The organism is Acidihalobacter prosperus (assembly GCF_000754095.2).
In the GTDB taxonomy this organism is placed as follows: Bacteria; Pseudomonadota; Gammaproteobacteria; order DSM-5130; family Acidihalobacteraceae; genus Acidihalobacter; species Acidihalobacter prosperus.
Genome location: NZ_JQSG02000003.1, coordinates 520,446 through 541,652 on the forward strand (window position 1 = coordinate 520,446; position 21,207 = coordinate 541,652).

Here is a 21,207-nt window from a genome sequence, read left to right on the forward strand (position 1 = left end):
GCGCGCGCGGCTCAGACCGTACGGCGAATGCCGTCGGGCTTCCAGGCGGGGGCGATGACATCGTGCAGGGGCACGCGACCGAGTAGGGAAGCGGTGGCCACGGCCTGACCGCCGAACCGGCGATTGATGCGGTCGACCGCACGGTTCACGGCCTGTCGGGTCGGCGCCACGGGATCCTCGAACAGATCCAGCTGCACGTCCGCGGGTGCGGGATCGAGGGCGGTGACCTGAACCTGATGCACGCCCTCGCCCTGCCAGACCCGCGCCAGCACCTGACGGCAAAGCGCGGCGATCGGCTGGCCGTCGTCGGTCGGGCGCGGGGTCAGGTAACGTCCGCCGAGCCAGCCGGTGTCGGTGCGCAGCCCAATGAACAGCTGCTGCGCCTCCAGGCCGTTGCGGCGCAGGCGCGCGGCAACCTTCTGGGCCATGTGTTCGAGATACTGCTGCAGCAGGCGCGGGTCGCGCGTCGCCGGTGGCAGGATCTTGCCATGGCCCACGCTCTTGGGCGGCGCCACCGCCGGGCTGACGCCTTCGGGATCGCGCCCCTGCGCCATCAGCCAGATGCGCCGGCCGACGTTGCCCCAGCGCTGCGCCAGCACGCTGACCGGCAGACGCGCCATGTCGCCGCAGGTCTGCACGCCGCGACTGGCGAGAAAGCTGCCGATGCCGCGGCCGACGCCGCACAGCTCGGTAACCGGGACGTTGCGCAGGCGGGCGGCCGTTTCCCACGGCGGCACCACGGTCACCCCCTCCGGCTTGCGCTGCTTGGCCGCCCATTTGGCGGTGGTCTTGTCGCCGGCGACGCCGACCGAACAGGGCAGACCGGAAACCTCGCGCACCAGTCGCTGCACCTTTTTAGCGATCACCGGCGGGGCACCGTGCAGGCGCTGCACGCGGGTGACGTCGAGAAAGGCCTCGTCCACCGAGAACACCTCGATGTCGGGCGTGATCGCCTGCAGCGCGGACATGATGCGCGCCGAGATCTGCGCGTAGCGCGCCGAGCGCGCGGTGATGCGGATCAGCTCCGGGCAGCGCCGCCGTGCCTCGGGCAGGCGCATGCCGGTATGGATGCCGAAGGCGCGCGCCTCGTAGGAACAGGTGATGATGCAGGTACCCTGGTCGCCGTTGGTGACGGCCACCGGCCGGCCGCGCAGCGACGGATCGTCGAGCTGCTCGATCGAGGCGAAAAAAGCGTTCATGTCGACAAGGACGATGGCGCGGGGCCAGCGGCGGTCGACGGAGGCTGAAGTACCGGCGGCGTTCATGAGGGCTTACCGGTAGCGTCGAAACTGGGCGACCAGCACACCCTGGATGCGTACCCGCTCGGGGCTGTAGTGCATCGGCGCCATGTCGACGTTTTCGGGAATCAGCAGGATTTCGCCGCCGCTGGTACGACGCAGACGCTTGAGCGTGGCCTCCTCGTCGTCGATCAGCGCGGCGACGATGTCGCCGTCCTCGGCGCTGTCGCGGCGCGCCATGACCACGTAGTCGCCGTCGAAGATGCCGGCGTCGATCATCGAGTCGCCCTTGACGATCAGCGCAAAGCGGTCCGGCCCCAGCAGCATGGCGGACAGATCGATGTGCTCCTGCCCGGGGATCGCCTCGATCGGCCGGCCGGCGGCGATGCGCCCCGCCAGCGGCATCGCGTACGGCCCGGCCGGATCCTGCGGGATGCGCAGGCCGCGCCAGCCGGATTCGCGCTCCAGCAAGCCGGCTGCAAGCATCGACTGTACGTGATAGTGCACGGTGTTGCGGCCGACGCCGAGGGTGGCGCCGATCTCGGCCAGGGTCGGCGAGCGACCGTGGCGGGTGGCGTAGTCGCGGATGCACTGCAGGATCTCGGATTGGCGCGGATGCATAAAATGTCCCATGAATGTTCGATGGCAACGCCAATCTAGAACATTCATCGAACATTGGCAAGCGCGGCGTTGCGCTCAGCGCAGAATCGACTTCAATCCCATCTGATGGATGATGTGCGCGGCAATCTCTTCGACCGAGACGTGCGTGGTGTCCAGCGAGGGCGCACCGAGGCGCCGGTAGATGCCCTGCGCGAGGCGCAGCTCGCGTGCGCACTGTTCGCGCGAGGCGTAACGGCTGTTGGGCAGGCGTTCGCTGCGGATCTGCGCCAACCGTTCGGCGTCGATGGTCAGACCGAACAGCTTGCTGCGGAAGCGGGTCAGCGCCTCGGGCAGCCGCTCGGCCTCCAGTATCTCCTCGGTCAGCGGTAGATTGGCAGCGCGCAGACCGTGCTGCAGCGCCAGATACAGGCAGGTGGGCGTCTTGCCGCAACGCGAGGGCGCGAGCAGGATCAGGTCGGCCTCGGCGTAGTGGTCCATGCGCGCGCCGTCGTCGTGGGCGAGCGCGAAGTTCACTGCCTCGATGCGCCGGTGATAGGTGCTGGGATTGGCGCCGTGTGCGAGCCCCACGGAATGCGAGGCGCGCACGCCGAGGGTGTCTTCCAGACGGGCGATGAAGGACTCAAAGAAGTCCATGAACACGCCGTCGGCGGTGGCCAGGATGGCGCGGATCTCGTCGTCGACGGCCGTGCTGAAGATCAGCGGCGGCTCGCCGTGGCGCTCGCGATAGGCATCGATGCGCGCCACGGTGTCCCGCGCCTTCGACAGGGAGTTGATAAAAGGTATCGTGACGCGGTCAAATTGCACCCCCGCGAACTGGGTGAGCAGCATATTCCCCAGTGTTTCGGAGGTGATACCGGTCCGATCGGACAAAAAAAATGCACCGCGCACCTTGGCCATCTTGCCGTCCGCCTCCATATTGACCGGATTAACCCACCCGATAGTGCCAAAGATCAGACAGGAGATGGTAATGGGAACTGAATACGTCCTCTGGTTCAACCAGGTGGGCATGCACAGCGTCGGCGAGGTCGGCGGCAAGAACGCCTCGCTGGGCGAAATGATCAGCCACCTGAGCGAACTCGGCGTGCAGGTCCCCAACGGCTTCGCCACCACGGCCGACGCCTACCGCGAGTTCCTCGCCCACGAATCCCTCGACGCGCGCATCCGCGCACGGCTCGACGCCCTCGACGTCGACGACGTCAACGCCCTGGTGGCGGCCGGCGCGGAAATTCGCGGCTGGCTCATGGCCCAACCCTTCCCGCCGGCGCTGGAAGCCGCCATCCGCGAAGCCTACGCCCGCCTGGAGGCGGAAAGCGGCCCCGCGCCGTCCTTTGCCGTGCGCTCCTCCGCCACCGCCGAGGACCTGCCCGATGCCTCCTTCGCCGGCCAGCAGGAAACCCTGCTCAACGTCAGCGGCATCGACGCTATCCTCGACGCGGTACGCACCGTGTTCGCCAGCCTGTTCAACGACCGCGCCATCTCCTACCGCGTGCACAAGGGCTTCGAGCACAGCGGCGTGGCTCTCAGCGCCGGCATCCAGCGCATGGTGCGCTCGGACATCGGCGCCAGCGGCGTGATGTTCAGCATCGACACCGAATCCGGCTTCCGCGACGTGGTCTTCGTGACCGCGTCCTACGGCCTCGGCGAGGCGGTGGTGCAGGGGTCGGTCAACCCGGACGAGTTCTACGTGCACAAGCCCACGCTGCAGGCCGGCAGGCCCGCCATCCTGCGCCGCACCCTCGGCGGCAAGGCCTCCAAGATCGTGTACGCGCCCGACGACCATCACGAAACCGTGGTCACCGTCGACACCGATCCCGCCGAGCGCCGCCGCTTCTGCATCGACGACGCCGACGTCGAGTCGCTGGCCCGCCAGGCGCTGCTGATCGAGCGGCACTACGGCCGGCCGATGGACATCGAGTGGGGCAAGGACGGCCACGACGGCCAGGTCTACGTGCTGCAGGCGCGCCCCGAGACCGTGCACAGCCACAGCGCGCAGTCGATGATGCGCTACCAGCTCAACGACAAGCGCCCGCGCAAGGTGCTCACCGAGGGCCGCTCGGTCGGCGACCGCATCGGTGCCGGCACCGTGCGCGTGATCCACGACCTCAGCGAGATGGACAAGGTGCGCGACGGCGACGTGCTGGTCACCGGCATGACCGACCCCGACTGGGAGCCGGTGATGAAACGCGTGGCGGCGGTGGTCACCGACCGCGGCGGCCGCACCTGCCACGCCGCCATCATCGCGCGCGAGCTGGGCATTCCGGCGGTGGTCGGCACCGGGCAGGCGACCGAGCAGCTCGTGGACGGCACCGAGGTCACCGTCTCCTGCGCCGAGGGCGACACCGGCCACGTCTACGCGGGCCGGCTGGACTTCTCGGTGGACAAGATCAGCACCGGCGCCATGCCCGAGATCCCGGTCAAGATCATGATGAACGTGGGCAACCCCGACCGTGCCTTCGCCTTCGCCGGCATCCCGCACCGCGGCGTCGGCCTCGCCCGGCTGGAGTTCATCATCAACCGCATGATCGGCATCCATCCCAAGGCGCTGCTCGAATTCGACCGCCTGCCCAGCGAACTGCAGGACGAGATCCGCGAGCGCATCGAGGCCTACGGCGATCCGATCGAGTTCTACGTCCGCCGCCTCGCCGAGGGCATCGCCACCATCGGCGCGGCCTTCGCGCCGGAAACGGTGATCGTGCGCCTGTCCGACTTCAAGTCGAACGAATACGCCAACCTCCTCGGCGGCCACCGCTACGAGCCGGACGAGGAAAACCCGATGCTCGGCTTCCGCGGCGCCTCGCGCTACATCTCCGAGGAGTTCCGTCCCTGCTTCGAGCTGGAGTGCCGCGCGGTGCGCTACGTGCGCGAGACCATGGGGCTTACGAACGTGCAGATCATGATCCCCTTCGTGCGCACCGTGGACGAGGCACGCCAGGTCACCGAGCTGCTGGCCGCCAACGGCCTCGCGCGCGGACAGGCCGGACTCAAGGTGATGATGATGTGCGAACTGCCGTCCAACGCGCTGCTCGCCGACGACTTCCTCGAATACTTCGACGGCTTCTCGATCGGCTCCAACGACATGACCCAGCTGACCCTGGGCCTCGACCGCGACTCGGGCGTGGTCGCCGGGCTGTTCGACGAGCGCAACCCGGCGGTGCTGCGCCTGCTCGGCATGTCCATCGAGGCCTGCCGCAAGGCCGGCAAGTACGTCGGCATCTGCGGCCAGGGGCCGTCCGACCACCCGGATCTCGCCGAGTGGCTGATGGCCCAGGGCATCGAGAGCATCTCGCTCAACCCCGACACCGTCATCCCCACCTGGCTGCGCCTGGCCGAGACCGCCGGCGCAAGCTGACCCCCCGGGAGCGCCCGCCACGGGCGCTCCCGCCATTCGTCCGTTTCCCGGACCAATCATGCAACGCTGGCCGTGCGTCCTGCGTGCTGATCCCATATAAGGCCGCCCGGCCATGCAGGAGGCAATCCGTTACGCCCTCCTCGGGAGAAGACCCATGAAACCCGTTTCGATCTATCTGATCTACACGCTCGTGGTCCTCGCCATTCTGCTGCTCGATGCAGCCCAGAAGGCGCTCGGCGCCGGCTGGGCGACCTGACTCGCAGGCTGCAGCCTCACGCGCGCAGCGGCCCGGCAACAGCCGTGCGCAGCCCGCCAGCACCATCACCTCGCTCAAGTTGATCGTAACGATGAGCAAGAGGCGGGCGAGGAAGCCGCATTTGCTGGCGATAAGACCCTGTCGCCCACGTGCCGCGCAAACCAGGCAAGTCGTTTCCATGTGCAAATCCAGCCAAACCGGAATCGCCGTCTATACTCACAAAACCGCGAAGTCGAATGAAGATTAATCATTTGAAATAATTATCAAAAAAGGTGGTACATGGACGAACCCGGCAACCATCTGGTTTCCCGCTTGGGAGGAGACCGCCGGCTGACGTTCGAGCAGTTGCGGGTCTTTGTCACCGTGGCGAGCGACGGCGGCTTCGGCAAGGCCGGCGAGCTGCTGCACCGTTCGCAGTCCGCCATCTCGCAAAACCTGCAGCGCCTCGAAGACATCCTCGGCTACCGGCTGGTGATACGGCGGCAGGGGCACATCGACGGCCTCACGCAGGAAGGCCAGCGCTTCCTCGGTTACGCGCGCGACATCCTGGCGCGCATGGAGGACGCCGTGCAGGCCATCTGCCGCCCCGGACTGCGTGGACGCGTGCGCCTAGGCGTGACCGAGGATTTTGCCGTCGCCGAGCTGCATGGCGTGGTTTCACGCTGTCTTGACCGTAATCCGGATCTGCAGATCGAGATCACCTCGACCTTGTCGAACCGGATCACCGAGCAGCTCGACAGCCAGCAGCTCGACATCGCCATTTTCAAGCGCATCGTCCAGGCGGACGCGCCCGACCACGATTGCCGTATTCTGCGCAGCGATCCATTGCACTGGCTGTACCATCGACGCGTGGCTATCGATCATTTCGAGTCCGTCCCGCTGGTTGGCTTTCCCGACGGCTGCATTTACCGCGAAGCGGCGCTGCGCGCGCTCGATGCAGCCGGGCGACCCTGGTTTTTTGCCTACACGAGCGCCTCGTACCACAATGTTCGCGGCGCGATCGCAGCCGGTCTGGGGGTCGGGTTTTTGCCACAGCCCCCCTTGAAGAACGCCCCACCCACTCTGACGGCCGACGAGGGTTTCCCGCCCTTGCCAGAGATCCAGCTGGCGATCTGCCAACGCGCGACCGACGAGGTTACCGCCCAGGTCGCCTCTTACATCATCAACGGTTATCGCCCGACACCCTGACCTCCCCGCGCCTTCGGGTAGTCATGCGCGCCAAAACTGGATATTATTTATCCAGTTAATATCCGCTCATGGGAGACCGCGATGCGCATTGGGCAAGGCGTGGAATGGGGGCTGCACTGCTGTCTCACGCTGGCCTGGGCGGGCGGCAGCGAGCCATTGCCGACCGCCAGACTCGCGGCCCGCTTCGATCTGCCCGCGGCCTACCTCAACAAGTGTCTGCAGGCACTCGCACAGGCCGGCATACTTACCTCGACCGCCGGCAGCCGCGGCGGCTTCCGGCTCGCGCGCCCGCCCGCCGACATCACGCTATGGGACGTGGTCGCCGCTATCGAGGGCGAGGCGCCTGCATTCCGCTGCACCGAAATCCGCCAGCGCGCCGGCGCGGATGCGGACGAATGCCGCCAGCCGTGCAGCGTGGCACAGGCGATGCACATCGCCGAGACTGCCTGGCGCGAGGCCCTGTCGCGCCAGACGCTCGCCGACGTGATGGCCGCATCGCCGCCGCACGCGCCGGCCCGCGCCCGACGCTGGTTCGAACTCAACCGCCGCTGAGCTTGCGCCCCTACGGCGCAGATTTCGCCATTGGGTCGCGAGGAGAATCTGGATAATGAACATCCTGAAAATACCACGACGCCAGCTGACGCTCGCCCTGCTCGCGCTCGGCACCTTCACGGTGGGGACCGATGCCTTCGTCGTGGCCGGCGTGCTGCCCGCCATGGCGAAGGGTCTCGGCGTCACGCCGGCAGCGGCGGGATTGAGCGTGACCCTGTTCGCCCTGGTTTACGCGCTCGGCGCACCTCTACTCGCCGCGCTGACGGCTGGGCTGCCGCGACGGCGATTGCTGGTCGCGGCGCTCGCCACGCTCGCAGTGGCCAATCTGGCGGCCGCCAGCGCACGCCAACTGGACGAACTGCTCGCAAGCCGCGCCCTGGCCGCGCTCGGCGCCGCGGCTTACACGCCTGCGGCGGGCGCGCTGGCCGCAAGCTTGTTTGGTCCGCGCCATCGCGGACGGGCACTGTCGGTGGTGATCGGCGGCCTGACGCTGGCCACAGCGCTGGGCGTGCCGCTCGGCGGACTGGTCGCGCATTGGCTGAGCTGGCGCGACACCCTGGCCGGCGTCGGTCTGCTCGCCCTTGCGGTGGGCATCGCCCAGATATCGGCCGCCGGCGGTCAACCCGGCTTGCGAGCGCCCGGCCTGGGCGAACGTCTGGCTGCAGGATTCAGGCCCGGCGTGCCCGCCACGCTGCTGCTGACCATGATCGGCATGACCGCCAGCTACACGCTGTATCCCTACACCCTGCCCGTGATGACCGCGCTGGGCGCCTCGCCTCCCGCGGCCAACGGCGTCCTGTTTCTGTATGGCGCGGGCGCATTGCTCGGCAACCTGCTCTGCGGACACGCCACCGATCGCTGGGGGTCGGAACGGGTGCTCGGCTGGGCCTATGTCGTGATGTGCGCCGCGTTCGCTCTGCTGCTGGCGGCATTCGCGCAGCCTGAGACCCGCCCCGCGCTTCTGCCGGTCGCGGCCGCGCTCTGGGGCGGCTCGACCTGGTCGCAGACGCCGCCGCAGCAGCACCGGCTGATCGCGTTGGCCCCCGACGCCGGTCAACTGCTGATTGCGCTGAACGCCTCGGCCATCTACTTGGGCATCGGCGCCGGGGCCGTGCTCGGCGGCCTCGCGATGCGCGCCGACGCCCAGACGATTGTCTTGACGGGCCTGCTACTGGCGGCGCTGGCGCTGACCCTGCTGCGCCGACGCCCTCCGCCCGGCGGTGCCTAGTCGCGGCGCGCGGCTGCCGGCGGGCGACGGCGCGGCCCCTGTGCGTCCGGCGGCGACCCCAGTTCATCGATGCGATAGCCATCCGGATAGCTCGCACGCGGCAATCGCGTGCGCAGGAACGGCCGACGCCGGGCGGGCGACGGCGCGGCGGCTCGCGCGCGCCGCCCGGCGCACCACGGTTTTTCATCGGCCTTACCCCTCCAGACATCCCGGGAAACCAACGTCATACGCGAATTCTATGAAACGCTGCCGGGCAACACGGCGTGCTTAGCGGAGAAAGCGACGGGGACGACTTGTACCGGGGGAATCAATCGTACTCAACGGCTGTTGAGGAGGGCATCATGAAGACGAGAACGCTGCAAGACATCGCACTGGCCATCGCCTGCTGTTGCATCACCACCCCGGCGCTCGCGTCCGGCACGCCCGCGACGCGCGTGCTGACTGCCGGATACGCGCTGCCGGGCCATCACCGCGTCGATCTCAGCATAGACCCCGCCGGAGTCGTCCGCGAAAACTTCACCTACGGCAAGGCACACGCGCTCGGGCGCAAACACGTCACCTACTGGATCAAGGGCGACACCGTGATCAGCCGCTTCAGCGAGCCCGGCGACACGGAGGCACGGGCGCATCGCGTCACGCTTGCTCGTCCGCATGCCGCTGATCCGACGATCGGCGATATCCGCATCACGCCGACGCAGCGGCATGTGGAACTGTTCGGCCAGCAGGGGCGCGAGTATCGCATCAGCGCCCGTATCGACGGCCAGATGCGCAGCTGGACGGCCGTGCTGGCGGGTGGACCGAACGGGGATCGGCTGCGGCAGGCATTGCGGCAAGCCCTCACCGGGGTCGGCGACCTCCTGCCATCGCATGAGCTGGCCGCAACGCTGCGCGCCATCGAGGGCGACCCGCAGCTGCGACACATGGCGCCGCTTGCCATCGGCGGCACGTTCCGGCTGGTCGCATTGAAATCGCAGCACGCATCACAGATACAGCTTCCCTCCATCCCGATCCATGAGGAAAACACGCCGCGCGCGTAACAGCGTTTCGATGGCATGTCGCGGCGAGTTCCTCGCCCGCGACATGCCATTTTGCGGCGCTCCCGAGCGGCAACTCGGTTTCTGCGGGACGCTACCGCATACCTGTCGCTTCGGTTATCCTCGGGTGCCTTCACCTGCCGCAATGCTGTCCCGAAACGGGGCGCGGCACCGCCTCCCCGAGGAAACCGCATGTCTGATATCGGCACCCCGCGCAGCGGCCTGCTGTTCGGCATTACCGCCTATACGCTGTGGGGCGTGTTTCCGCTCTATTTCATGCAGCTGGCCTTCGCTTCGTCGATCGAGATCGTGGCCGACCGCATCCTCTGGTCGCTGCTGCTTTGCGCCGCCATCCTGGCGGCGACCGGGCGCCTGGGCGATGTCGTGCAGATGCTGCGCACGCCGCGCCAGCTCGGCTACCTCGCCACAGCCGCCTGCTTCATCAGCCTGAACTGGCTGGGTTACGTCTATGCCGCCAATCACGGGCAGGTGCTGCAGGCCTCGCTGGGATACTTCATCAACCCGCTGGTGACGGTACTGCTTGCCGTGGTGATCCTGCGCGAGCGGCTACGGCCGCTGCAGTGGGCAGCCATCGGCCTGGCACTGGTCGCGGTGCTCTGCATCGGCTTCGCCTATGGGCATCCGCCGTGGATCGCCTTGCTGCTGGCCTTCAGCTTCGGGTTTTACGGCTTGGCCAAAAAGTTCGCCGGACGTCGCGTGGGCGCGGTGCAGAGCCTGACCATCGAAACCCTGCTGCTCAGCCCGCTGGCGCTGCTGGTGCTGCTATGGCTGGGTGCACGCGGCGAGACGCATTTCACCTACGACGGGCTGACCTCGCTGCTGCTGCTCGCCTCGACCGGACTGGTCACCACCGTGCCGCTGACCAGCTTCGCCGCCGCCGCGCGCCGGCTGCCGCTGAGCACCCTCGGCATGCTGCAGTACATCGCGCCGATCCTGCAGTTCATCGTGGGTTATGCCGTGGTGCACGAGCCGATGTCGCCGCTGCGCTGGGTCGGCTTCGCGCTGATCTGGGTGGCGCTGGCCGTGTTCAGCGCCGATGCGATTTCGGTTGGACATCAGGGCAGGCAGGCGGCGAAGGCCGCCCGCGAACGCGAGGCGCTCGCCGCGCTCAATCAGGAAGTGCATTGAGCGGGGCGTATTCCAGCAATGCCTTGACGTGCGCGGCCACGCTGCGGCCCAACGCAGGCAGCGCGTAGCCGCCCTCCAGCGCCGATACCAGGCGGCCGTGGCAATGACGTTCGGCGACGTCGAGCAGACGCCGCGTGATCCAGTCGTAATCGGCCTCGGTCAGCGCCAGGTGGGCCAACGGGTCGTCGCGGTGCGCGTCGAAACCGGCGGACACGAGCACGAGTTCGGGCGCGAACGCTTCCAACGTCGGCATCACGCGTGCCTCGAAGGCCTGCCGGTAGGCGGCGCCGTCCGTGCCCGCAGGCAGCGGCACGTTGACGATGTGATCACTGCACGTGTCGGCGCCGGAGTAGGGGTACAGCGGGCTCTCGAAGGTCGAACACAACAACACGCGCGGCTCGTCGCGGAAAGCCGCTTCCGTACCGTTGCCGTGATGTACGTCGAAATCGACGATGGCGACACGTGCCAGCCCGTGCGCGGACAGCGCGTGCGCCGCGCCCACGGCGACGTTGTTGTAGAGACAGAAACCCATCGCGCGCGCCGGCTCGGCATGGTGGCCCGGCGGGCGCACGGCACAGAAGGCGCGGTGCGTCGGGCCGGTCATCACGCGGTCCACCGCCGTCACCACCGCACCCGCCGCGTGGCGGGCGGCTTCCAGGCTGTGTGGCGAGATCACGGTGTCTTCGTCCAGCCGTGCGCTGCCATCCGCGGGCGCTGCCGCCTCCAGGGCATCGAGGTAGGCCGCGGCGTGCACCCGCAACAGCTGCTCGCGGGTCGCGGCCGGCGGCTCGACATGCTGCAGCAGGCCGTCGAGCCCGGCCGCGATGAGCTGATCGCCGATGGCGCCGAGACGGGCCGGCGACTCTGGGTGCCCGGCGCCGGTCTGGTGAGCCCGGCAGACCGGATGGCTGAACATCAACACCGACATGTCGTATTCCCGAAAGCAGGCATCCGCTAAGCTTACCACTCGCCCGCCGGCCATCGAGGGAACCCCCATGCCGTCGTCGCACACCCTGGAGTCGCTGTTCGCCGCCGAGAGCATCGCCATCATCGGCGCCAGCCCCCGCCCGGAAGCCGTAGGCGGCCGCCTGCTGCGCAATCTGATCGAAGCCGGTTACCGCGGCCGCATCCACCCGGTCAATCCGAAATACGCGCGCATCGGCCGGCGCCGCTGCCACCCCGACATCGGCGCGGTCGATGATCGCGTCGAACTGGCCGTGATCGCCACGCCGGCCGCCACGGTGCCCGGCATCCTGCGCCAGTGCGGCGAGCACGGCATCAGTGCCGCCATCGTCATCTCCGCCGGCTTCGGCGAGGGTGGCGCCGAGGGACATCAGCGACAGCTCGATCTGCTCGCAGCGGCGCGCGCCTACGACCTGCGCGTGCTGGGGCCGAACTGCCTCGGCCTGATCCGCCCGCACCTGGGCCTCAACGCCACCTTCGGCAACAATCAGGCACTGCCCGGCGACGTCGCCCTGGTGTCGCAATCGGGCGCGCTGTGCACCGCCATACTCGACTGGGCCGAGCCGAACCAGGTCGGTTTCTCGGCCGTGGTGTCGATGGGCGATGCCGCCGACGTGGATTTCGGCGACATCCTGGATTTCCTCGCTCTCGACGCCCGCACACGCAGCATCCTGCTCTATGTCGAGGGCGTGAAGGATGCGCGCCGTTTCATCAGCGGCCTACGCGCCGCCGCGCGCATGAAACCGGTGATCGTGATCAAGGCCGGCCGCCACGCGGCCGGCTCGCGCGCCGCCAGCTCGCACACGGGGGCTCTGGTCGGTGCCGACGATGTGTTCAACGCCGCGCTGGAACGCGCCGGCGTGGTGCGCGCCTACAGCATCGAACAGCTCTTTTCCGCCGCCCAGATGCTGTCCAGCGGGCACCGCCTGCGCGGCAACCGGCTGCTCATCCTCGGCAACGCCGGCGGTCCCGGCGTGCTCGCCACCGATCGTGCCAGCGAGCTGGATCTGGCACTGGCGCAGCTCGCGCCCGATACGATTGCCGCGCTGGATCAGGCATTGCCGGCGCAGTGGCCGCGGGCGAATCCGGTAGACATCCTCGGCGACGCCGAACCCGCGCGTTATGCCAAGGCCCTCGATATCTGCCTCGCCGACGACGGCGTCGATGCCGCGCTGGTGATGCTCACCCCCCAGGGCATGACCGATCCTTTGGGTTGCGCCGAGGCCGTGATCGGCGTCGAGCACCGCGGCAAGCCCGTAACCGCCTGCTGGATGGGGCAAAAACAGGTCGCGCCGGCCTGGAGCCGTTTCGCGGAGGCACATCTACCGTATTTCCACACGCCCGAGGCCGCCATCGAGGCCCTCGACTATCTGGCCAAATACCATCGCAACCAGCATCTGCTGATGCAGGTACCCGGCTCGCTCTCGCCCCATGCCGAGGCCGATATCGAAGGCGCGCGCATGATCGTCGAAGGCGTGCTGAACGAAGGGCGCGACACCCTGACCACGCAGGAATCCAAGGCTCTACTCACCGCCTTTCGCATCCCGGTGATGCCGGCCATGCTGGCACGCGACGCCAACGAAGCCCTGGTCGCTGCGGAAACGCTGGGCTTCCCGGTGGCGATGAAAATCGCCTCGCGCAATTTGACTCACAAATCGGACGTCGGCGGCGTGCGCCTGGACATCCGCACCGCGGCAGGCGTGCGCGCGGCCTACCGCGAACTGCTCGACGGCGTGCTCAAGGCGCGGCCGGACGCGGCGCTCGACGGCATCACCGTCGAGCGCATGGCGGACACCCGCAACGCGCGCGAACTGATGATCGGCGTCGTGCGCGACCCGGTGTTCGGGCCTGCGATCAGCTTCGGCGCCGGCGGCACCCAGGTCGAAATTCTCAAGGACCGCGCGATCGCGCTGCCGCCACTCAACGCCCTGCTCATCGACTCGCTGATCGAACGCACCCGCGTGTCGCGGCTGCTGCGCGATTTCCGCCAGCTGCCGGCGATCGACCGCGCAGCACTGACGCAGGTGTTGCATCGCGTTTCCGAACTGGTGTGCGAGCTGCCGGAAATCCGCGAGATGGACATCAATCCCCTGATCGCCAACGAGCGCGGCGTGATCGCGGTGGATGCGCGCTTCGTGGTGGCGCCCGCACGCGGCGGACCCGATCCCTACGCGCACATGGCCATCCACCCCTATCCGGCACATCTGGCGCAGCGCTGGCAGCTCGCCGACGGCACCGATATCCGCATCAGGCCGATCCGCCCGGAGGATGCCGAGGTGGAGCAGAGCTTCGTGCTCGGCCTGTCCGAGGAGAGCAAATATTTCCGCTTTCGCCAGACGCTCAATGCGCTGACGCCGGAGATGCTGGTGCGTTTCACCCAGATCGACTACGACCGCGAGATGGCCTTCATCGCGGTCACCGGGCCGGAGGATGCCGAAACCGAGATCGGCGTATCGCGCTACATCGTCAATCCAGACCGGGAAAGCTGCGAGTTCGCCCTGGTGGTCGCCGACGCCTGGCAGCGCAAGGGCATCGGCAGCCGGCTGATGGAAGCGCTGATGCGCACCGCCCACGACCGCGGGATCAAACGCATGGAAGGCGAGGTGGTGGCGCGCAACCAGGCGATGCTTGCCCTGGTGGCCCGTCTCGGCTTCGAAAAACGAACGCACCCCGAGGATTCCGAGGTGCGCGTCGTGTCGCGGGCGTTGTGATCACGCCTCAGGGTTTGTTCGCACCCGCGGGCAAGACGGGCGGACGCACAGCGGCGCCCGCCCTGGCCCATCATGCGCCGGCAGGCTCCGCCGCCGGCAGTGCCTTGCCCGCGCGCATCACCCGGTAGAGCAGGCCGGCCGCCATGGCACCGATCGGCGTGGCCACCAGATACACCCAGATGTCGGTATACACTCCGGAGGCGACTGCCGGCCCGATGGTCCGCGCCGGGTTGAGGCTGGCGCCGGTCAGGCCGCCGAAGAACATCACCGAAATCGAGATGGTCAGGCCGATGGCAAGCGGTGCCACGGCACCGGCACGGTCGCTCATCGCGGTGTGCAGCACGGTCGACATCAGAAAGAAGGTACCGAGCATTTCCAGCACGAAACCGCCCGTGATCGTGGTCAGCTTGGTGTTGATCAGGGTGGCGCCGAGGTCGCCGTACGGGGACATATGCGTGCCGCTGTGGTCGTGCGCGAAGACGAAACCGAGGATCAGCCCGGCGACGATGCCCCCCGCGATCTGCGCCGCGATGTAGGGCACGATGCGCGCCGGCGGCAGCTTGCCCGCCACCGCCGCGCCGAGCGTGATCGCCGGGTTCACCAGCCCGCCGCTGATGTCGCCGAACACGAAGGCGGCAATCGCCACCGCCAGGCCATTGGCCAGCGCCGCATCCAGCAGGCCGGCATGTCCCGTGGCCACCATGGCGGCCGCGCCGCCGCCGAAAAAGATGAGTCCGAAAGTCCCTATGAACTCAGCGATCAGAGCCTTACTCAAATCTTGCATTGCAGCGTTCTCCTTTGGACGGATTAAGCCCCATTCGCCGATGCATCAAATCCATTTATGACATATAGATACAACATTTTCTGGACACTGTTTAATTTTCAGCGCCAAGCATAGGACTGAATTCCACCCCGCCGGTTCTGGGCTTTACGCATTACGCTTTGGTAAGGATTTGGCTATCGCCGTCCAAGCCGCGGGCTATCGCACCCTTTAAAATCCGAGCAAAAGACTCAACTATTAAGCTTGGGTACACACCTCGGAGGACACGATGGGCCTGTTCCGCCAGCTATTCGACGACGACAGTTCGACGCTGAGCTATCTGATCGCCGACGAAGTCTCGCGCGAGGCGCTGATCATCGATCCCGTGCTGGGGCAGGTGGCGCGCGACCTGGCGCTGATTCGCGAATGCGGGCTGACGCTGCGCCATGTGGTGGAGACGCATGTACACGCCGATCACGTCACCGGCGCCGCGCGGCTGCGCGAGGCCACCGGCGCGAGCGTGGTGGTCGGCGCGGCTGCCGGAGTGGACTGCGCCGACCGCGCCATCGGCAACGGCGAGACGCTGCAATTAGGCGGAGAAACGCTTATCGCAATGGCGACGCCGGGCCATACGCGCGGTTGCACCAGCTACCGCTGGCGCGACCGGGTGTTCACGGGAGATACCCTGCTGATCGGCGGCTGCGGCCGCACCGATTTCCAGCAAGGCGATGCGGGGCAACTGTACGACAGCCTGCAGCGCCTGCTCGCACTGCCCGGCGAGACGTTGGTCTATCCCGCGCATGATTACGCCGGCCGTCGGGTCTCGTGTATCGACGAGGAGCGCCGGCTCAACTCCAGAATCGCCGGGCGCGACCGCGAGGCGTTCGTCGCGCTGATGGGTGGTCTGCGCCTGCCCTATCCCCGCCGCATAGACGAGGCGCTGCCCGCCAACGAGGCCTGCGGACGCGCGCGCCGCAAGGCGGCTGCGGCGCCGGTTTAGCCCGTCATCGGCGAATCTCAGAGATCGACCTGGATGCCGAGCTCCACCGAGCGCCCGGCGGGCAGGCGGTAGTACTCGACCGCGCCCTGCGCGTTGCGCGCCATGAAGGCGAACAGGCGCCGGCGCCAGCGCGACAGTCGTGTGTTGCGGCCGGCGACGGCGATATGCAGGCGGTCGGCGAAATAAGTGGTGGTTTCCGCCTCCAGGCCGGGAATCGCGCCCAGATCCTGGCACAGCTTGGTCGCCACACTGAGATTGGGCGTCTGCATGAACCCGTAATACACGAACACGCGGTAGAAATCCGCACCCAGTGGCGTGATCTCCAGGCGGTCCGCCGCCGGCACGCGCGGTAGATCGCGGGTGATCGCGGTCATCAGCAACACGCGTTCGTGCAGCACCTGATTGAGCTTGAGATGGTGCAGCAATCCCTGCGGCACGGTATCGCCGGGGCCGCATAAAAACACGCCGGTGCCACGCACCCGCGCCGGCGGCTCGTAGGACAGGCTCTGCAGGAAGGTCGCCACCGGCATGCCGTGTTCCTGCGCCATCGCACGCCGCAGGCGCATGCCGCGCCGCCAGGTCGTCATCAGCAGCACCACCGCTGCCGCCACCAGCAAGGGCAGCCAGCCGCCGTCCGGCACCTTGAGCAGGTTGGACGAGAGGAACACCAGATCGGGCAGCAGGAACAAGCCGGCAACCAGGCCCGCGTGCACGCGCGACCAGTGCCAACGGCTGCGCATGACCCGGAAGGCCAGGATCGTGGTGATCGCCATGGTGGCGCTGACCGCCACGCCGTAGGCCCCCGCCAGGCGCGCGGTCGAACCGAAGCCCACGACCACCGCGATGGTGGAGATCATCAACGCCAGATTGACGCCCGGCATGTAGATCTGCCCCATCTCCTCGGCCGAGGTCTGCACGATGTTCAGGCGCGGGCTGAGGCCCATCTGGATCGACTGGCGCGCGAGCGAATAGGCGCCGGAGATGACCGCCTGCGAAGCAATCACGGTGGCCACCGTGGCCAGTATCACCATCGGATAAACGCCCCACCCGGGCACTAGGCTATAGAAGGGATGGGCCGCCTTGGCGGGATCCCCGAGCAGCAGCGCGCCCTGGCCGAAATAGTTGAGCAGCAGCGCGGGCAGGACCACCGCGAACCAGGCCCAGCGGATCGGCGCCGGCCCGAAATGCCCCATGTCGGCGTACAGCGTTTCGCCACCGGTAACGACCAGGAATACGCTGCCCAGCACCAGAAAGGCGGTACCCGGCGCCGCCGCCACGAAGCGCCCGGCAGCCAGCGGATTCATGGCCGCGAGCACTGCCGGATCCTGCGCGATGCCGTACACGCCGGTCAACGCCAGCACCGCGAACCAGAGCACCATGATCGGCCCCAGCCAGCGTCCGAGACGGGCCGTGCCCTTGCGCTGGGTGGCGAACAGAAACAGCAGGATCAGCACGGTGACCGGAATCACCCAGGGCTTGAGCATGGGAGCCGCCACGCGCAGGCCATCGACCGCGCTGAGCACTGAGATCGCCGGTGTGATCATGCCGTCGCCGTAAAGCAGCGCCGCACCGAAGGTGCCGAGCAGGATCAGCACGGTCACGCTGCGCCCCTGCGCGTGCCAGGGGTCGAGCAGGGCCAGAAGGGCCAGGATGCCGCCCTCGCCGCGATTGTCCGCCTGCATCATGAAGGCAACGTACTTGACCGAGATCACCACGATCAGCGCCCAGAAGATCAGCGATAGGATGCCGATCACGTGCGCGGGCGTGACCGCCAGTCCCCCACCACTGTAAAAACAGGCATGCAGGGCGTAAAGAGGGCTGGTGCCGATATCGCCGTAGACGATACCGAGCGCCATCAGGCTGAGGGCCGCCATGCGGCGCCGCTCGGCGCCGCGCGCCGCTGGCGCGGCGTGATCGCCGGGATGGCCGGCCGACTCGGCGTTCATCGGCCGCGAGGCCATGCAGACCGCACGCCCGCTTCCCTCACATCACATCGAACCGCCGCTTCGATCACCGTACACCTCCGGCGCGCGGCATCGCCGCGCATGGAATAGCACTACGACGCAAAGGCCGCGGAATAGTTCCGCGCGCGCTGGGCTCAGCCGTATCGCAAGGCGCCGTCGTCCTCGCCGGGATCCTCGAGACTGAGCACCTCGGCGTCGTCGTCGTAGGCGAAGATCTCGGCATAGCGCCCCCAGTTGATCGCCACGTCGAGCACGCGCTGGGATTCCTCGTCGCTGAGGCTGTCCTCCAGCTCGGTGAGGAAGCGGTCGGCCGGCGCGCGGTGGTTGGGGCGCTCGTCGAGCACGCTGCGGATATGCGCGGCCAGCGGGATATGCTTGAGCAGCTGGCGGGCGAACACCGCCTTGCGCTCCTGGGTGTCGCCGTTGACGTAACGTCGACCGATGGCGCTGAGCGCGATCTGTCCCTGCACCACCATGGCCAGATCCAGCAGTTCCAGCGACTCCACCAGCGGAAACAGGTCGTCCACCGACAGCTGCATGTCGTCGGCGAGCTCCGGCAGGCTGATGAAACGCTGACCGGAGGTTTCGCTCTCCGCGTCGATGGCCTCGACCAGGCCGGCGAGGCGGTTGATCGCCGCGGTGGGCAGACGGTAGCTGACGCCCTCGGCGCGCCGCGGCGCCTGCGGGCCGCGACGGGTCATGATCGCGTAGATCTCCTCCACCAGACGGCGGAATTCGGGCGCCTGGCGGTTGCGCGGCTGCGGCAGGCGCACCGGGATTTCGGCCGCCACCCGCCCGGGGTTGGAGGCGAAGATCACGATGCGGTCGGCCATCAGTACCGCTTCCTCGATGTTGTGCGAGACCAGCAGGATGCCGCGCAGCGGAATCTGGCGCGCCTCCCACAGGTCGAGCAGGTCGGTACGCAGGTTCTCCGCGGTAAGCACGTCGAGCGCGGAAAAGGCCTCGTCCATCAGCAGTACGTCGGGGTCGACCACCAGTGCGCGGGCGAAGCCGACGCGCTGGCGCATGCCGCCGGACAGCTCGCGGGGATAGGCCGACTCGAAACCATCGAGTCCGATCAGGTCGATCGCCGCCAGTGCTCGCCGCAGACGTTCCGCGCGCGGCACCCCGCGCGCCTCGAGGCCCAGTTCCACGTTCTCCAGCACGGTCAGCCAGGGAAACAGCGCGAAGCTCTGGAACACCATCGACAGGCCCGGCACCGGCCCGGTCACCGGGCTGCCGCGGTACATCACCTCGCCCCCGGTCGGCGGCACCAGCCCGGACATGATGCGCAGCAGGGTCGACTTGCCCGACCCCGAACGACCGAGCAGCACCAGGATTTCATCCTCGTGCAGGGTCAGGTCGACGCCGTCGAGGATCTTGAGATCCTCGCCGTCCGGGCTCTTGAAGGCCTTTTGAACGCCGCTCAGGCGCAGGATGTCCTTGGCTGCCATATCGGGTGCCCTCCTAGTCGAGACGCCAGTGCGTCTCTGCGAACTGATACAGACGGTGCCAGACGAAGCGGTTGATGGTGATGACGAACAGGGCCATCACGCCGGTGCCGAGCACGACATGATGCACGTCTCCACGCGCGGTTGCCTGGGCAATGTAGGCGCCTAGGCCTGTGGCGACCAGGGTGTGGCTGCCCCAGCTCACCACCTCGGCCACGATGCTCGCGTTCCAGGCGCCGCCCGAGGCGGTGATCGCGCCGGTGACGTAGGATTGGAACACGCCCGGGAACAGCAACCGCCTAAACCGCAGCCAGCCGCGCAGACCGAGGTTGCGCGAGGCTTCCTTGAGGTCGGAGGGCAGGGCCGCGGCGCCGCCGATGACGTTGAACAGGATGTACCACTGACTGCCCAGAATCATCAGCGGGCTGACCCAGACATCGACATTCAGGTGGAAACCGACGATCACCACCACCACCAACGGAAACAGCAGATTGGCCGGGAAGGCGGCGAGGAACTGCGCCAACGGCTGGACCCGCTGCGCGAGGCGCGGGCGCAGGCCGATCCAGATGCCGATCGGCACCCACACCACGCTCGCGAGCAGCACCAGCACGAACACGCGCAGCGCGGTGGCACCGCCGAGCAGGAACACATGCCCGACCTCGTCCCAGCCGAAGTCGCGCGGGATGATGCGCCACATCTCGATCAGGGTGCCGACCACGGTCAGCGCCAGCGCCAGATTGAAGATCAGGTCGAGCCAGCGCGCGCGGCGCGCATCCTCCTCGCCGGGAAAGGCCTTCGGGCGGGCGCCCAGGCGCAGGCTGGCCTGCCAGAACACCCCGGGCACCACGGCCAGCAGGCGCATGATGCGCGTCCGCTTGATGAAGTCGAGCACCATCGATTCCGGCGCGTTGCCGGAGGCGCTGCTTTCGAACTTGAACTTGTCGGCCCAGGCCACCACCGGGCGGAAGAACAGCCAGTCGTAGAGCAGGATCACGCCGAGCATGGTGACGATCGCCCAGCCGATGGCGCCGAGGTCGCGCTGCTGGATGGCGAGCGCGATGTAGGAGCCGACGCCCGGCACCATGATCTGATGCCCACCCACCGTGATCGCCTCCGCGGCGACCACGAAGAACCAGCCGCCCGACACCGACATCATGGTGTTCCACACCAGCCCCGGCATGGCGTACGGCAGCTCCAGGCGCCAGAAACGCAGCCACGGCGAAAGCTGGTAGGTCGAGGCCGCCTCGCTCAGGTCGCGCGGCACGGTCTTGAGCGAGTGGTACAGGCTGAAGGCCATGTTCCAGGCCTGCGAGGTGAACACCGCGAAGATCACGGCCATCTGCACGCCCCACAGGCTGCCTGGAAACAGCGCGACGAAACCGGCCACGGTGATCGACAGGTAGCCGAGGATGGGTACCGACTGCAGCACGTCGAGCGCGGGTACCAGGATGCGCTCGGCATAGCGGTTCTTCGCCGCCAGCGTGGCGTAGACCAAGGCAAACAGCAGCGACAGGCCCAGTGCGGCGGCCATGCGCAGCACCGTGTAGAGCGCGTAACCGGGCAGTGCCGTCGGGTCCAGGGAGATCGGCAGCGGCTGACCGATCACGTAGGGCGCGCTCATGCGCCCGCCCGCCCAGGCCACCAGATAGATCAGTCCGAACACCAGCGGCAGCGCGATCAGGTCGCGGCGGTTCGGCAGCGGCAGGCGGGCGGGCAGGGACGGGAGCTGGGCCACGTGCGGAT

Annotated in this window: 16 protein-coding genes; 8 read left to right on the forward strand and 8 right to left on the reverse strand. The window is 67.8% G+C overall.

Features of this window, described 5'->3' with window-relative positions; all coding sequences use genetic code 11:
• Positions 1-11 precede the first annotated feature (11 nt).
• From THPRO_RS09165 to ppsR, 3 genes are all read right to left on the reverse strand, one after another.
• Positions 12-1,265, reverse strand: coding sequence for a DNA polymerase Y family protein (locus tag THPRO_RS09165; protein WP_052064121.1), 1,254 nt, complete (start codon positions 1,263-1,265; stop codon positions 12-14).
• 6 nt (positions 1,266-1,271) lie between these two features.
• Entirely contained in the window at positions 1,272-1,859 is a 588-nt protein-coding gene (gene lexA / locus THPRO_RS09170) for a transcriptional repressor LexA (RefSeq protein WP_038087891.1), read from the reverse strand.
• 75 nt (positions 1,860-1,934) lie between these two features.
• Positions 1,935-2,756 (reverse strand): posphoenolpyruvate synthetase regulatory kinase/phosphorylase PpsR, encoded by an 822-nt coding sequence (gene ppsR, locus THPRO_RS09175; RefSeq protein WP_038088183.1) that lies wholly within the window; start codon positions 2,754-2,756, stop codon positions 1,935-1,937.
• 70 nt (positions 2,757-2,826) lie between these two features.
• On the opposite strand from ppsR, the gene ppsA reads away from it, so the two are divergent.
• The 6 genes from ppsA (at position 2,827) to rarD (ending at position 10,615) form a co-directional block, all read left to right on the forward strand.
• Positions 2,827-5,208: a phosphoenolpyruvate synthase gene (ppsA, locus tag THPRO_RS09180; protein ID WP_065089534.1), complete on the forward strand. Its 2,382-nt coding sequence runs from the start codon at positions 2,827-2,829 to the stop codon at positions 5,206-5,208.
• Positions 5,209-5,743: 535 nt separating this feature from the next.
• Positions 5,744-6,652 carry a LysR substrate-binding domain-containing protein gene (locus tag THPRO_RS09185; protein WP_052064120.1) on the forward strand — a complete coding sequence of 303 codons (909 nt, stop codon included), beginning with the start codon at positions 5,744-5,746 and terminating at the stop codon, positions 6,650-6,652.
• 81 nt (positions 6,653-6,733) lie between these two features.
• Positions 6,734-7,204: an RrF2 family transcriptional regulator gene (locus tag THPRO_RS09190; RefSeq protein ID WP_038087889.1), complete on the forward strand. Its 471-nt coding sequence runs from the start codon at positions 6,734-6,736 to the stop codon at positions 7,202-7,204.
• A gap of 55 nt (positions 7,205-7,259) precedes the next feature.
• Positions 7,260-8,432, forward strand: a complete 1,173-nt coding sequence (locus THPRO_RS09195) for an MFS transporter (protein ID WP_082954552.1) — start codon at positions 7,260-7,262, stop codon at positions 8,430-8,432.
• A gap of 341 nt (positions 8,433-8,773) precedes the next feature.
• On the forward strand, positions 8,774-9,469 hold the full coding sequence (locus THPRO_RS09200) for a hypothetical protein (RefSeq protein ID WP_038087888.1): 696 nt from the start codon (positions 8,774-8,776) through the stop codon (positions 9,467-9,469).
• A gap of 189 nt (positions 9,470-9,658) precedes the next feature.
• Positions 9,659-10,615, forward strand: a complete 957-nt coding sequence (gene rarD / locus THPRO_RS09205; RefSeq protein ID WP_065089535.1) for an EamA family transporter RarD — start codon at positions 9,659-9,661, stop codon at positions 10,613-10,615.
• On the opposite strand, the gene THPRO_RS09210 is transcribed toward rarD, so the two are convergent.
• Complete coding sequence (locus THPRO_RS09210; protein ID WP_038087886.1) at positions 10,596-11,543, reverse strand: histone deacetylase family protein; 948 nt, start codon at positions 11,541-11,543, stop codon at positions 10,596-10,598. The two genes, rarD and THPRO_RS09210, sit on opposite strands and share 20 nt — an antisense overlap.
• 67 nt (positions 11,544-11,610) lie before the next feature.
• On the opposite strand from THPRO_RS09210, the gene THPRO_RS09215 reads away from it, so the two are divergent.
• Positions 11,611-14,289: a bifunctional acetate--CoA ligase family protein/GNAT family N-acetyltransferase gene (locus THPRO_RS09215; protein WP_065089536.1), complete on the forward strand. Its 2,679-nt coding sequence runs from the start codon at positions 11,611-11,613 to the stop codon at positions 14,287-14,289.
• Positions 14,290-14,359: 70 nt separating this feature from the next.
• On the opposite strand, the gene THPRO_RS09220 is transcribed toward THPRO_RS09215, so the two are convergent.
• Positions 14,360-15,073 (reverse strand): MIP/aquaporin family protein, encoded by a 714-nt coding sequence (locus THPRO_RS09220; protein WP_065089537.1) that lies wholly within the window; start codon positions 15,071-15,073, stop codon positions 14,360-14,362.
• Positions 15,074-15,338: 265 nt separating this feature from the next.
• On the opposite strand from THPRO_RS09220, the gene THPRO_RS09225 reads away from it, so the two are divergent.
• The gene (locus THPRO_RS09225) at positions 15,339-16,049 is read left to right on the forward strand and encodes an MBL fold metallo-hydrolase (protein ID WP_038087883.1); all 711 of its coding nucleotides are present in this window, start codon (positions 15,339-15,341) and stop codon (positions 16,047-16,049) included.
• Positions 16,050-16,066: 17 nt separating this feature from the next.
• On the opposite strand, the gene THPRO_RS09230 is transcribed toward THPRO_RS09225, so the two are convergent.
• The 3 genes from THPRO_RS09230 to THPRO_RS09240 form a co-directional block, all read right to left on the reverse strand.
• A complete protein-coding gene (locus THPRO_RS09230; protein ID WP_236717284.1) occupies positions 16,067-18,010 on the reverse strand; it encodes a potassium transporter Kup in 1,944 nt (647 codons plus the stop codon).
• Positions 18,011-18,147: 137 nt separating this feature from the next.
• Complete coding sequence (locus tag THPRO_RS09235) at positions 18,148-19,467, reverse strand: ABC transporter ATP-binding protein (RefSeq protein ID WP_038087877.1); 1,320 nt, start codon at positions 19,465-19,467, stop codon at positions 18,148-18,150.
• A gap of 13 nt (positions 19,468-19,480) precedes the next feature.
• The gene (locus tag THPRO_RS09240) at positions 19,481-21,199 is read right to left on the reverse strand and encodes an ABC transporter permease (RefSeq protein WP_038087874.1); all 1,719 of its coding nucleotides are present in this window, start codon (positions 21,197-21,199) and stop codon (positions 19,481-19,483) included.
• Positions 21,200-21,207 lie beyond the last annotated feature (8 nt).